Annotated in this window: 11 protein-coding genes; 9 read left to right on the top strand and 2 right to left on the bottom strand. The window is 65.4% G+C overall.

Going from position 1 to position 14,256, the window contains the following annotated elements; translation table 11 throughout:
• Window positions 1–44 precede the first annotated feature (44 nt).
• From BLR57_RS00055 to BLR57_RS00020, 8 genes are all read left to right on the top strand, one after another.
• Window positions 45–776 carry a topoisomerase DNA-binding C4 zinc finger domain-containing protein gene (locus BLR57_RS00055; RefSeq protein ID WP_089695402.1) on the top strand — a complete coding sequence of 244 codons (732 nt, stop codon included), beginning with the start codon at window positions 45–47 and terminating at the stop codon, window positions 774–776.
• 63 nt (window positions 777–839) lie between these two features.
• The gene (endA, locus tag BLR57_RS00050) at window positions 840–1,916 is read left to right on the top strand and encodes a tRNA-intron lyase (protein WP_089692898.1); all 1,077 of its coding nucleotides are present in this window, start codon (window positions 840–842) and stop codon (window positions 1,914–1,916) included.
• Complete coding sequence (locus BLR57_RS00045) at window positions 1,913–3,505, top strand: tryptophan--tRNA ligase (protein WP_089692896.1); 1,593 nt, start codon at window positions 1,913–1,915, stop codon at window positions 3,503–3,505. Before endA ends, BLR57_RS00045 begins: the two co-directional genes overlap by 4 nt.
• 314 nt (window positions 3,506–3,819) lie before the next feature.
• Window positions 3,820–5,328, top strand: a complete 1,509-nt coding sequence (gene pheS / locus BLR57_RS00040) for a phenylalanine--tRNA ligase subunit alpha (RefSeq protein WP_089692893.1) — start codon at window positions 3,820–3,822, stop codon at window positions 5,326–5,328.
• Window positions 5,328–7,079 carry a phenylalanine--tRNA ligase subunit beta gene (gene pheT, locus BLR57_RS00035; RefSeq protein ID WP_089692891.1) on the top strand — a complete coding sequence of 584 codons (1,752 nt, stop codon included), beginning with the start codon at window positions 5,328–5,330 and terminating at the stop codon, window positions 7,077–7,079. The genes pheS and pheT overlap by 1 nt, the downstream gene beginning before the upstream one ends.
• A gap of 73 nt (window positions 7,080–7,152) precedes the next feature.
• Complete coding sequence (locus BLR57_RS00030; protein WP_089692890.1) at window positions 7,153–7,758, top strand: DUF7979 domain-containing protein; 606 nt, start codon at window positions 7,153–7,155, stop codon at window positions 7,756–7,758.
• Between the two features lie 127 nt (window positions 7,759–7,885).
• Entirely contained in the window at window positions 7,886–9,127 is a 1,242-nt protein-coding gene (locus BLR57_RS00025; protein ID WP_089692888.1) for a trans-sulfuration enzyme family protein, read from the top strand.
• A 114-nt stretch (window positions 9,128–9,241) separates the two neighbouring features.
• Complete coding sequence (locus tag BLR57_RS00020) at window positions 9,242–11,845, top strand: valine--tRNA ligase (RefSeq protein ID WP_089692886.1); 2,604 nt, start codon at window positions 9,242–9,244, stop codon at window positions 11,843–11,845.
• A gap of 38 nt (window positions 11,846–11,883) precedes the next feature.
• Here the strand turns inward: BLR57_RS00020 and BLR57_RS00015 are convergent, their stop codons facing one another.
• Both BLR57_RS00015 and BLR57_RS00010 read right to left on the bottom strand, forming a co-directional pair.
• A complete protein-coding gene (locus tag BLR57_RS00015) occupies window positions 11,884–12,939 on the bottom strand; it encodes a quinone-dependent dihydroorotate dehydrogenase (protein WP_089692884.1) in 1,056 nt (351 codons plus the stop codon).
• An 83-nt stretch (window positions 12,940–13,022) separates the two neighbouring features.
• Window positions 13,023–13,220: a hypothetical protein gene (locus BLR57_RS00010; RefSeq protein WP_089692882.1), complete on the bottom strand. Its 198-nt coding sequence runs from the start codon at window positions 13,218–13,220 to the stop codon at window positions 13,023–13,025.
• Window positions 13,221–13,438: 218 nt separating this feature from the next.
• Here BLR57_RS00010 and BLR57_RS00005 point away from each other — a divergent pair, with 218 nt between their 5' ends.
• Entirely contained in the window at window positions 13,439–13,747 is a 309-nt protein-coding gene (locus tag BLR57_RS00005; RefSeq protein WP_089692880.1) for a non-histone chromosomal MC1 family protein, read from the top strand.
• Window positions 13,748–14,256 lie beyond the last annotated feature (509 nt).

Below are 14,256 nucleotides of genomic sequence, written 5' to 3'. Positions count from 1 at the left end.
GGTTCAAATCCGAGAAGGCGGCCAGACCTCCCGTGACAGACACGATGCGCATCTTCGCTGGCGACTGTACGACGACCTTCGAGGGGACCCGCGACCGGACCCAGCGCGGCCACGTCGTCGTCGTGGTCAAACCCGACAAGACGGTGCTCGTCCACGACGCCGACGGCTACCAGCCCGTGGCGTGGCTCACCCGCGCCGACAGCGTGACCGTCGAAGCCGACGACGACGGCTTCGGCGTCACCGCGCAGGCGGGCGACCAACTGCTCCGCGTGGTTTCACACGCGACGACGACACGCCGGGACGTCCCCGTCTCCGCCGCGGGCGTCCCGGTCGGGACGTGCCCCGACTGCGACGGCGCGCTCGTCCGGGCCGGCGGCGACGTCCGCTGTCTCGGCTGTGAGGACGAGTACGGCCTCACGGCCGCCGCGACGGTACTCGACCGGACCTGCGGGGACTGCGGGCTCCCCCTGCTTCGGGTCGAACGCGGTGAGGTCTTCGAGGTGTGTCTCGACCCGCGGTGTGAGTCGCTGGCCGACCGCGTCACCAAGCGGTTCGACCGCGAGTGGACCTGTCCCGACTGCCACGCCGACCTCCGTATCGTCCGCGGCGCGGGCGGCCATCTCGTCGCTGGCTGCGACGCCTATCCGGACTGCGAGACGGCGTTCTCGCTGCCGGCGGGCGTCGTCGTCGACGAGTGTGAGTGTGGGCTGCCGGTGTTCGAGACGGGTGCGGGGCGGCGGTGTCTGGACGGGACCTGTGAGCGGTTTCAAACCTGACTGATTGGCGTGACCCGCGCCCACACCGACGCCCCTTTGTCGTCGTCGGCACGTCCATAGCCCATGGACGGACATCTTCAGGGCGACGTCGTGCGCCTCGGCGGCGACGCACGCCAACGGTTCCACGACTCGCGGGGCTACGGCCGACCCGCCGGGGGGAACGACATCGACGTCTCCCGTGTCGAGGCCGCCCACCTCCTCTTCCGCGGCGACGTAGAGTCCATAGACGGCATGGACTTCCGCGAGTTCTTCGTCGCCTCGACCGAGGCCAGCGACCGCTTCGCGCTCCGCTTTCTGGTCTACATCGACCTCCGCGGGCGCGGCTTCTACCTCTCACCGACGCGCGAGGGCTGGCCCGGCGCGCGGGACGACGACAGCGACCTCTCGCGCGACGACTACGACTTCGTCGTCCACCCTCGCGGGACTGGTCCCGGGGAGGGCGCAGTCGAACACCGCGTCCGCGTCGTCGGCGAACGCCAGCCGGTCCCGGCCGAGGAACTCCTGACGGAGGACCTCGTGCTCGCCGTGGTCGACGAGGAGAGTGAACTGACCTACCTCGAAGCGACGACGCCGACGCTCGACGGGAAGACGGAGTACACCCCGCCGAACTCGCTCGCGGGCGTCCTGCTCGAAGACCGTGTCGTCGTCTGGGACGCACCCGAGTCGCTCTACGAGTACGGTTTCTACGGCCAGCCGCTGACGGGCCGCGACGCCGACATCACGGGCGCGATTCAGCTCTCGCTCGTCGAGGCGGCGTCGCTCGCGGCGGACGGCGTGTTGTCGCTCGACGGTTCCGAAGACGACTACGCCGCCATCGTCGCCCGCGGCCGCGACGTCGAGGGTGACCGGTTCGACCGTCGGCTGGCGGTCTACGCGGAGCTTCGTGACCGCCGCGTCGTCCCCAAGACGGGCTACAAGTTCGGCGCGGACTTCCGGACCTACGCCGAGGTCGAGTCGGTCTCGAACCTCTCGCACTCCGAGCATCTGATTCGGGTGCTCCCCCCGGAGCACGTCTTCGCACCGCGGGATTTAGCGCTGGACGTCCGCCTCGCTGGCGGGGTACGGAAACGAATGGTTTTTGCGCTGACCGACGCCAACGAACGGATAGACTGGCTGTCGGTCGCCCGACTCACACCATGACCCGAGACACGGACCCCGAGACGAACGTAGAGGAAGAGATGCGGACCGACGGCGGCGACGTCGACACCGCCGGTGCCGACGACGTCCAGCTCGACCCGTGGGGTTCGTCCACGGTCTCGGACTACCGCAAACTGTTCGAGGAGTTCGGCATCGAGGAGTTCGACGAGGTACTCGACGAGATTCCGCGGCCGCACTACCTGATGCGTCGCGGCGTCATCTTCGGCCACCGCGACTACCGCCCCGTCGCGAAGGCCATGCGCGAGGGCGACGACTTTGCCGTACTTTCGGGCTTCATGCCGACGGGCGACCCCCACATCGGCCACAAGCTGGTATTCGATGAAATCATCTGGCACCAACAGCAGGGCGGCGACGCCTACGGTCTCATCGCGGACCTCGAAGCCCACTCTGCCCGCGGGCTGACGTGGGACGAGATCGACGAACACGCTCGGGACTATCTCCTCTCGCTCATCGCGCTCGGCTTCGACGCCGAGGACGGCACGCTCTACCGCCAGAGCCAGAACCGCGACCTCCAGGACCTCGCGTTCGAACTCGGCGGCAAGGCCAACTTCTCGGAGTTCCAGGCCATCTACGGCTTCGACGGCGAGACCAACGTCTCGCATATGCAGTCGGTCGTCACGCAGATGGCGGACATCCTCTACCCGCAGATGGACGAGCCGAAGCCGACGGTCATTCCCGTCGGACCTGACCAGGACCCCCACGTCCGCTTCGCCCGCGACCTCTCGACCCGGATGCGGTTCTTCAAGGTGACCGAGGCGTACGCGAGCTTCGAGGCCGACGACGCCGAGCGCGAACTGCTCGCGGCCGCCTACGGCGCGCTCCGCGACGACGTCGACGAGGACGAGATGGTCCGCTGTGAGGACGCCGCCGACTGGCTCGAAGCCGAACTGACGCCGGATGACGTCCGCGACAGTACGGTGAAGAAGCTCCGCGCCGCGGGCAAGGAACCCCTGCGCCCGCGAACGCGGTTCCTCGACAGGAACGCCACGGACGAGGCCTTCGAGGCACTCATCGAGGCTATCGACGGCGAGAAACGCCGCTACGACGAACACGTCGACGCCTTCGACCTTTCGCGGACCGAGGCCGACGAACTCGCCCGCGAGGTCGAACTCGACAACGAGGGCTACGGCTTCATTCCCCCCTCCTCGGTCTACCACCGGTTCATGACCGGCCTCACGGGCGGGAAGATGTCCTCCTCGATCCCGGCGAGCCACATCAGCCTGCTCGACGACCCCGAAGACGGCTACGACAAGGTGAAGTCGGCGACGACGGGTGGCCGCTCGACGGCCGAGGAACAGCGCGAACTCGGCGGCGAGGCCGACAAATGTCCCGTCTACGAACTCTACGCCTACCTGCTCTCGGGCGACGACGACGAGTTCGCGAAGAAGGTCTACGACGAATGTGTCGGCGGCGAACGCCTCTGTGGTGGCTGCAAAGAGCAAGCAGCGGAGTTGATGCGCGAGTTCCTCGAAGAGCACCAGGAGAAGCGCGAGGAGGCCGAGGAACTGCTGGAGGACCTCGACTTCTCGCTGGAGTCCGACCGTCGCGGCATCGCGCCGAACGGCGAGTAAGTCTGTCATCGCCTCGCCGATTCTGACGACGCTGACTCGCTCCTTCCGAACGTTTTTGTCTCGTGGCGGTCTTCTCCCGAGTATGACGTCCGAATCCGACGTTGTGACGCCCGTGCGCCGAGCGACTACCAGCGGGTTCGGGTTCTTTTTCGACGCCTGAGCGGGGCGGTGGACTCCGTCGGACTCGCGGTGTTCGGTTCACCCCGACACCGCCGACCCGGCGGACGAACCCGCTCCGATTCGGCGTAGGGACAGGAGACGACTGTCCCGGAACTGCTAACTGACGACCACACGGTATCCGAAGCAACGACGATATGCGACTCCCGGAAACACAGGTCGCGGTGTTAGAAGCCGCGAGCGCGACGGACGCACAGACAATCGACCAACTGGCGGAGGCGACGGGCCTGAAACCCGAGACGGTGACGGGTGCGGCCTTCGACCTCCGCGACGACGGCCTCGTCGCCGTCGACGAAGAACTGGAGACGAGTGCCTCACTCACCGAGGAGGGCGAGGAGTATCTCGACGACGGCCTGCCGGAGGTCCGCCTCTACCGCGCCGCCATCGACGCCGGTGCCGACGCAGAACCGGTCGAGATGGGCCAGCTCATCGGTGCCTCGGGCCTCGGCGGTCCGCAGGTCAACATCGCCCTCTCGAACTTCGCCCGGAAGGGCTACGGCGTCATCGACGGCGGAGCAGTCGACGCGAACGCCGACGCCGACCCGGATGCGGACGAGGAAGCCGCCGCACTCTCGGCTGTCGCCGACGACGAGGCTGGCGACGTCGCTGACGACGTGCTCGACCAACTGGAGAGCCGTGGCCTCGTGGAGCGCTCTGAGCGCACCGTCCGACTCGTGACACTGACCGACGACGGCGTAACCGCGCTGATGGAGGGCGTCGAAGCCGCCCAGACCGTCGACCGCCTGACCCCCGAGATGCTGACCTCGGGTGAGTGGCAAGACGTCGAGTTCACCGAGTACAACGTCGAGGCCGACGCCCCGACCGCACAGGGTGGCAAGACCCACATCCTCCGACAGACCGCCGACCGAGTGAAGGACACGCTCGTCGGGATGGGCTTTCAGGAGATGGAGGGGCCGCACGCCGACGCGGACTTCTGGATCAACGATTGTCTCTTCATGCCGCAGGACCACCCCGCGCGAACCCACTGGGACCGCTTCGCGCTGGACGTCCCGCCGATTCAGGAGATTCCGGCGGACCTGGTGGATAGAGTCGAGAGTGCTCACCGCGAGGGTGTCGGCGAGGACGGCGACGGCTACCACTCGCCGTGGTCCGAGGACTTCGCCCGCGCCATCGCGCTCCGTGGTCACACCACGTCGCTGTCGATGCGCTACCTTTCGGGCTACGCGCAGGGCGACCTCGAACCGCCGCAGCGGTATTTCAGTGTCGAGAAGGTCTACCGTAACGACACGCTCGACCCGACGCACCTCTTGGAGTTCTTCCAGATCGAGGGCTGGGTCATGGGCGAGGACCTCTCGGTACGGGACCTGATGGGGACCTTCGAGGAGTTCTACCGCCAGTTCGGCATCACGGACATCCAGTTCAAGCCGCACTACAACCCCTACACGGAGCCGTCGTTCGAGCTGTTCGGCCGCCATCCCGAGACGGGGGAGCTGATCGAGATCGGCAACTCGGGGATGTTCCGCCCGGAGGTGCTCGAACCGCTCGGTATCGAGTGTGACGTGATGGCGTGGGGCCTCGCGCTCGAACGCCTGCTGATGCTGATGTACGGCTTCGAGGACATCCGCGACGTCCACGGGACGTTGTGTGACCTCGAACTGCTGCGGGAAACGGAGGTGCTTCACTGATGCCTGTCGTAGACGTCGACCCGGACGAACTCCGCCGACTCACTGGAAAAGAAGACAAGAGCGACGACGAACTGAAAGACGACCTCTTCGCGCTCGGTCTCGAATACGAGGGCGACACCGAGGACGGCCTGATGCAACTGGAGTTCGGTCCCGACCGGCTGGACCGACTCTCCGTCGAGGGCGTCGCCCGGTCGCTTCGCTACCAGTACGGAGACGACCGCGGTGTCTACGTGCCCAAGACGAACGACCCGGACTGGACCATCGAGGTCGACGAGTCCGTCCCCGACGAGCGGCCGTACGTCACCGGCGCGGTGATTCGCGGTGCGAACCTCTCGGAAGCTGGCTTGGACTCCATCATCCAACTGCAGGAGAAACTGCACGCGACGATGGGTCGCAAGCGCGTCAAGGGTGCCATCGGTATCCACGACCTGACGATGCTGAAAGGCGAGATGCTCGGCGAGGAGGGTGGCAACTCCATCACCTACAAAGGCATCGACCCGGAGGGCGACACCTTCGTCGCGCTTGACTCCGACCGTGAACTCTCACCGGCGCAGGTGCTCGACGACCACCCCACTGGCCAGAAGTACGCGGACATCGTGGCCGAGTACGACCGCGTGCCCGCCATCTACGACGAACTCGGGCTGTTCTCGTTCCCGCCGGTCATCAACGGCCGTCGGACCGAGGTGTCGACGGACTCGCGTGACCTGTTCGTCGAACTCACCGGGACCGACCAGTGGACCATCGACCATATGTGCAACATCATCTGCTACGCCCTCGCCGCACGCGGGGCGACAATCGAGCAGGTGGAGGTCAACTATCCCAGCGGAACGGCCGTCAAGCCGGACTTCGAGGTCCGGACGAAGACTGTCACCCACGACCGCATCGAGACGATGCTCGGTCTCGAACTCGACGAGCAGGAGACCATCGACCTGTTCGAGCGTTCTGGGCTGGATGCTGAGGCGGCATCGGACGCCGCCGAAGTGGACGCCGAACTCGACGACGAAGCCGAGGACCTCGCCTACGAGGTGTCGGTTCCGCCGTACCGCGTCGACGTGCTCCACCCCATCGACCTCGTCGACGACGTCGGCCGCGCGTACGGGTTCAACGAACTCGTCCCGAAATATCCCGACATCGGCACCGTCGGCGGCCGCCACGAGCACTCGACGCTCGAAGACGCCGCCCGTCGGAGTCTCGTGGGACTGGGCTTCGAAGACCTGCTCAACTTCCACATGATCAGTGGAGAAGAGAACTACGAGCGGATGCACGTCGACGCCGGCAGCGACGTCGTCGGCGGCGGCGAGCCGGTCGAGATCACGGAACCCTACAGTGAGGACTACACGCAACTCCGGTCGTGGGCACTCCCGTCGCTCATGATGGTGCTGGAGAACAACACCCACCGGCCGTATCCGCAGGACCTCGCGGAGATCGGCCTCGCGGCCGAACGCGACGACTCGGAGAACACGAACGTCGCCGAACACCGGACGGTCGCCGGCGCGCTGGCCCGCTTCGACGCGACCTACGAGGACGCAAAGGGTCGCCTGCAGGCACTCTGTCGCGACTTCGACGTCGAGTTGGAGACGCCCGCGACGGAGCATCCGTCGTTCATCCCCGGCCGCGTCGCTGCCGTGGTCATCGACGGCGAGGAGGTCGGCGTCGTCGGCGAAGTCCACCCGAAGGTGCTCGTCGAACACGACCTCGAACTGCCGGTCGCGGCCTTCGAGTTCCGACTGGACGCGCTGGCCGACGAGTAACTCGGGAAACTCGGGAAACTCGACTCACTCACTCGGCAGAAAACACTTGTTTCTCGCGGATGGGCGTTCGACTATGCGCCCTCCACCGCGCCCGTCACGTCGGACAGTCGTCGGCTTCCTCGGCAGCGTCGCCGCCGGGTTCGCGGGCTGTCTCGGTCCCGCCGCGCCGACCGACCGGTCGTCGCCGACGGCCGAGTCACCGACCGATTCATCGACGACCACCTCGCTCCCGCCCGGTGTCGTCGCCTACGACTCGCTCTCTGACCGTCACCAGCGCGTCGTCGAAGAGGCGGTGCTCCGCGAGCGGACCGCCGTTCAGTACGAGACGATGAAGAAACTCCGCGAATACGACGCGATTCTGTACGAGGGGACCCAGTACGAGCCACAGTTCGACTGGATCGTCACGTACAGCATCCGCCCCGACGAGGTCGACTGCGCGGAGGCCGAAGGGAACGAGACGCTGACGTACGCGAACCTCTCGGCCGAGGGGCAGGCCGCCTTCGACAGCGCGCTCGAAGACGGGTCGTACGAAGCGCGTGACTACGAGTTCCCCGACGAACTCGAACCCAGCGGCGGGAACGAGGAGTACGTCCGGAAGGAGAACACGTGCTACTGGCTCTACGGACTCCACAGCGACACCTCGATGTACGAGTTCGTGCTCGAACCTGTCGCCGAGTGACACTGCCGGCGGACGGGACGGACGTCGCATAACCCACGAGAATTTTACGCAGTGTGGCGATACTCTATACTAATTTTTCACCGAAGTTACGAAAACGTTACAACCTGTCTTCCCATCTCTATTCTTAATGGACATTCACAACAAACGGTTCGAGACGCTCAGCGTGACCCACGGCGAGCACGAGTCGACGACGAGCGACGTCGCCGAGGACGTCGTCGTCCCCATCCACCTGACGTCGACCTACGCCGTCGGCGGTCTCAACCCGGACGCGGACCTCGAATCGTTGAACCCTGACGCCGGCGAGTATCTCTACTCACGGCTGTCGAATCCGACGCGGAACGCGTTGGAGCATCGGTTGGCGGCGATGGAGGGGGGCGAGTACGGGATGGCCTTCGCCTCCGGGACGGCGGCCATCGTCTCGACGGTGATGGCGACCGTCCAGCCCGGCGACCACGTCGTCGCCTTCGACGACCTCTACGGTGGGACGAAGACGATGCTCTCGCGGCTGTTCGAGGAGCGTCTCGGGGTCGACGTGACGCTGGTCGACGCCCGCGACCCCGACGCCGTCGCCGACGCGGTCCGCCCGGAGACCGAACTGCTCTGGATGGAGACGCCGACCAATCCGCTGATGCGGCTCTGTGACATCGCGGCGCTGGCGGACGTCGCCCACGACGCCGGCGCGCTCCTCGGCGTCGACAACACCTTCGTCAGCCCGTACTTCCAGCAACCGCTCGCGCTCGGGGCCGACGTCGTCGTCCACAGCACGACCAAGTATCTCAACGGCCACAGCGACTCCGTCGGCGGCGCGGTCGTGACGGACGACGAGACGCTCGCGGGGGAGATCCGCTTCCTCCAGCAGGTCGGCATGGGCAACATGCTCTCGCCGTTCGACGCCTACATGGTGCTCCGTGGGACGAAGACGCTCCCGCTGCGGATGGAGCGCCACCAGGAGAACGCGCTGGCCGTCGCCGACTACCTCGAATCGCACGACCTCGTGACCGCGGTCCACTATCCCGGCCTCGAGAGTCACCCCCAGCACGACCTCGCGAAGCGGCAGATGAGCGGCTACGGCGGCGTCCTCTCGTTCGAACTCGACGCCGAGCTGGCCGGTGTCGAACAGTTCCTCGGTGCACTCCGGGAGTTCCCGCTGGCCGTGAGTCTCGGCGGTGTCGAATCGCTCGTCGAGCATCCGGCGACGATGACGCACTCGCCGCTCACGCAGGCCGCCCGCGACGAACTCGGCATCACCGACTCGCTGGTGCGGATGTCAGTCGGTGTCGAACACATCGCCGACCTGCTCGCCGACCTCGAACGCGGCTTCGACGCGCTCGAATCGGCGCAAGAGAAGACTGCCGCCACGTCGGACTGAGCGGCTGGGGCCGCCGACAGGGGAGACGCTCCGTGCATCGGCCGTGTGAGCCTGTTACGGCCTCCCGGACAACCGAGTTCTTTAACAGCGACGCAAGCGGACCACAAGCCAAGAATGCCGAGTGGAGAATACGACCCCGAGACCGTCGAACCCAAGTGGCAAGACCAGTGGGTGGAAGACGACACCTACGCCTACCACGGCGACGCCGTCGACCCCAACACCGCCTTCTCTATCGACACGCCGCCGCCGACGGTATCGGGGAGCCTCCACTGGGGCCACGTCTACGGCTCCATCCTCCAGGACGTCGTCGCCCGCTACAACCGGATGCAGGGCAAGGACGTCTTCTTCCCGTTCGGCTACGACGACAACGGCATCGCCTCCGAACGGCTGACCGAGGACGAACTCGACGTCCGCCACCAGGACTACGGCCGGCGGGAGTTCCAGGAGATGTGCCGCGAGGTCACCGCCGAGTACGAGGCCGACTTCAACGAGAAGATGCAGGGCATCGGCGTCTCCATCGACTGGGACCAGACCTACCAGACCATCGAGCCGCGCGTCCAACGCATCTCGCAACTCTCGTTCCTCGAACTCTACGACCAGGGCCGCGAATACCGCCAGCGCGCTCCGGCCATCTGGTGTCCCGAGTGTGAGACGGCCATCTCGCAGGTCGAGACAGAGGACGACGAGCAGGCCTCGCACTTCCACGACATCGAGTTCGGGATTGCCGACAGCGACGACTCCTTCGTCATCTCGACGACCCGCCCCGAACTGCTGCCCGCCTGTGTCGCCGTCTTCGTCCACCCCGACGACGACGAGAATCAGGACCTCGTGGGACAGGAGGCCGAGGTGCCGCTGTTCGGCCAGACCGTCCCCATCCTCGAAGACGAGCGCGTCGACCTGGAGACGGGAACGGGCCTCGTCATGTGCTGTACATTCGGCGACCAGACCGACATCGAGTGGTATCAGGCCCACGACCTGCCGCTGCGTATCGCCATCGACGAGTCCGGCACGATGACCGAGGTCGCAGGCGAGTACGACGGCCTGCACGCCTCGACGGAGGCCCGCGAGGCCATCGTCTCGGACCTCGACGACGCGGGCGTCCTGCTCGACAAGCGCGCCATCACCCACACGGTCAACGTCCACGAGCGCTGTGGGACGGGCGTCGAGTTCCTCGTCAAGGACCAGTGGTACATCAAGCTCCTCGACAAGCGCGAGGAGTATCTCGAAGCCGGCCGCCAGATGGACTGGTTCCCGGAGAAGATGTTCACGCGGTACAAGAACTGGATCGAGGGACTCCAGTGGGACTGGGCCATCTCCCGCCAGCGCTCCTCGGGCATCCCGTTCCCCGTCTGGTACTGCGCCGAGTGTGACGAGCCGGTCATGGCCGACCGCGAGTCGCTGCCGGTCGACCCGCTCTCGGACGACCCACCAGTGGACGCGTGTCCCGAGTGTGGCCACGGCGAGTTCGTCGCCGAAGACGACGTCTTCGACACCTGGGCGACGTCGTCGCTGACGCCGCTCATCAACGCCGGCTGGGACTGGAACGAGGAATCTGGAGAGCTCCAGATGGAGCGTCCCGAGATCTACCCGTTCGACGTCCGGCCGCAGGGCCACGACATCATCAGCTTCTGGCTGTTCCACACGGTCGTCAAGTGCTACGAGCACACCGGCGAGGTCCCGTTCGACTCCGTGATGATCAACGGGATGGTCCTCGACGAGAACCGCGTGAAGATGTCGAAGTCGCTGGGCAACATCGTCTCGCCCGACGAGGTCATGGAGAAGTTCCCCGTCGACGCCGCCCGGTACTGGGCCGCCGGCAGTGCCATCGGCGACGACCTCCCGTACCAGGAGAAAGGCCTCGTCGCTGGCGAGAAGCTCATGCGGAAGCTCTGGAACGCCTCGAAGCTCGTCGAAGGCCTCGCAGACCAGACGCCCGAGCAGCCCGACCTGAAGGCTATCGACAAGTGGCTGCTTGCAGAGCTCGATGCCGAAGTCGAGTTCGTCACGGAGAAACTGGAGAACCGCGAGTTCTCGAAGGCCCGCGACAGCCTCCGCAGTTTCTTCTGGCACACGTTCTGTGACGACTATCTCGAGATTGCCAAACAGCGACTCCAGGAGGGCGAGGACGACTCGGCGGCCTACACGCTCCGGACGGCCCACGCGACCTTCCTGAAGCTGTTCGCGCCGTTCCTCGCACACATCACCGAGGAACTCTGGCGGGACATGCACGACGCCGAGACGAGCGTCCACCGCGCCGACTGGCCCGAACCGCGCGGTATGGAGGCCGACCTCGAAGCCGGCGAGACGGCGATGGCCGTCGTCGGCGCGCTCCGGAAGTACAAGAGCGACAACCAGCTGTCGATGAACGCCGCCGTCGACACGGTGCAGGTCTACGGCAACATCACGGGGCTCGAAGACGATATCAGCCGCGTGATGCACGTCGAGAGCCTCGAATCGCTCGACGAGGAGCCGGAAATCGAGTCCGTCGTCACGGGCATCGACCTCGACTACGCACAGGTCGGCCCGAAGTTCGGCAGTCAGGTGCCGGACATCGAAGCCGGTATCGAGGCGGGCGACTACACCATCGAGGACGGCGTCCTCCACGTCGCCGACGTCGAACTCGACGCGGACCTCTTCGAGGTCAACCGTGAACGCAAGTTCATGGGCGAGGGCGAGATGCTCGAAGTCGACGGCGCGCTCGTCGTCGTTCAGAACTAAACGGCTCTCCTCTCTCCGCCGTTCTCTATCTTCAGCAGCTACAGGTCCGCTCCGACTGCGTCGTCGACGCTGTCGAAGCCGTCGCGCTCCAAGAGTTCCACGAGTCCTTCGTTGATGTCGCGGGCGAGACCCGGCCCCTCGTAGACGAGTCCGGTGTAGAGTTGGACGACGCTTGCTCCGGCGCGAATCTTCGCGTAGGCACCTTCGGCGTCCGTAATGCCGCCGACACCGATGACAGGGACGTCCGTCCGTTCGGCGATGAACCGCACCATGCCGGTCGCACGCTCCTCGATAGGTTTGCCCGAGAGACCGCCGCGCTCCGCCTTCTCGGGACTCTGGAGGGAGTCTGGCCGTTCGGTCGTGGTGTTGGTCGCGATGACGCCGTCGAGGTCCAGGTCGTCGACGACGGCCAAGGCGTCCTCGATGGCTCCCCCCGACAGGTCCGGCGAGAGTTTGACGAGCAGTGGCGAGGCACCGGCGTCCTGCAGTGTTCCGAAGATCTCCTCCAACGACTCGCGGTTCTGGAGTGAGCGGAGACCGGGCGTGTTCGGACTGGAGACGTTGACGACGAAGTAGTCGCCCGCGTCGGCGACGCGTTCGTAGGTGTAGAGATAGTCGTCTGCGGCCTCCTCCAGTGGGGTGACCTTCGACTTCCCGATGTTGATGCCGAGCGGGGCATCGGGGAGCGGTTCGCTGTCGAGCCGGTCACCGATTCGGTCGGCACCCTCGTTGTTGAAGCCCATCCGGTTGATGAGTGCCTCGTCGTCGCGGAGCCGGAACATCCGTGGCCGGGGGTTACCGGACTGTCGCTCCGCGGTGACGGCACCGATCTCGACGTGACCGAAGCCGAGCGCGGTGAGCACCGAGGGTATCTCGGCGTTCTTGTCGAAGCCGGCGGCGACGCCGACGGGGTTGTCGAAGGAGAGCCCGAAGCGGTCGACGGCGAGCCGCTCGTCGTCAACGCTGTAGCGGCGGCGGACTGCGCCCTCGGCTGGTGTGTGTTGGGCGGCTCGGAGTAACCGGTGGACCGCGAGATGTGCGGTTTCCGGTGGCAACGCGAAAAGCGCTGGCTTCGCGAGGTCGTAGAGGCTCATTAGGCGGGCAGAATCACTCGACCGCTATTAACCCGACGGAGCGGCCGCTCCAGCCATCGGCTGTGCCGCACAAGGGAGTGAGCTCAGAAGTCGTGTTCGACGTCGTCCGGGTCGGCCTTCTGGATGATGATCTTGCCGTCGCGGACGCGAACGAACACCTCGTCACCGATCTCCATACCGGCGACAGCGAGTTCGTCCTCGTGGAGGTTGAGGTGAACGTTGTGGTATTCACCGTTCTCGTCTTTCGCGCCACTCGGACTGAGCTTCTTTTTCCGAACCATCGGGGTTGTCTACCGGAAGTTCGCCGTAGGATATACATAAGTGTTGTTTACCTCCGTGCGCCTCGTCTCTCCGTTCTCCCGATTGTCCGGGGTTCCGACTTGCGTCACAAACCGAACGAAGAGACCACTGCAGTATAAAACAGTATCGCCGGATTGTCATCATTTCGCCGATATATTTATACTCTACTGTGTGTTCACATGCCATAGAGGACCAAACCATGGTACGAGAAGACGGTAAGCGAAACTTCGCACTGCGAGACGAGAACGGCGACGAAGAACACGAGTATTCGGGAAACACTCCCCGGCAGGCAGCACTCAAAGCGGCGCGCCGACTCGAGCCCGCGAGCTCCGAGGACGACGCGGATCGGATCGAGCTACGGCTGCGTGAGAAAGGAACCGACAAGGTCCACATCTACGACGGCTGGGCCTGGCGTTCGTCGGCACCGGACAACAAGCCCGACTGGATGCCCGAGACGATCACCGAGGCCAACGTCTCGAAGAAAGGAATCGAGCACCTCGAAGAGTAACTCGCTCGCACACGCGTGCGACGCCGTCCCGACAACGTTTTGCACCGTCTCCCACGACGTGTACACGCGCGGCCGACACCCGATCAGACCTGACGCGAGACGCGTGGGATGACCGACCGGCCTCCAGCCGCGCGATATTACTTTCCGAGAGTCACGACTCCTCGACTCTTCTCTGGCTGACCAGACCTTCGTCAACACACCACACGCGTCATGAAACCGCATGGCGAAGGCGGTTTTCTTCGGTGGCGTTTTATACTACACTGCCATTGGAATGCAATGCGAAGGGCGTCCGGGTCACCCCGGCCGTCCACGGCTGCCCTCCCGGCGCGCCGCGCCGGGCGGCGGCAGTCTCAATCCGAATCCCTTAAGTGGGAAACGACACTCGGATTGAAGTACGCAGAAGTCGGCGAAATCGGAAGACGACGCCGACTTCGTTCCGACGCCCTTAAGTGGAACAGGGCACTCGGACGTAATACAGACACACCGCGACTGTGGGCCGTTCAACTCGG

It is taken from the genome of Halogranum gelatinilyticum, assembly GCF_900103715.1.
Taxonomy (GTDB): domain Archaea; phylum Halobacteriota; class Halobacteria; order Halobacteriales; family Haloferacaceae; genus Halogranum; species Halogranum gelatinilyticum.
This window is presented reverse-complemented; position numbering and strand designations above follow the sequence as displayed.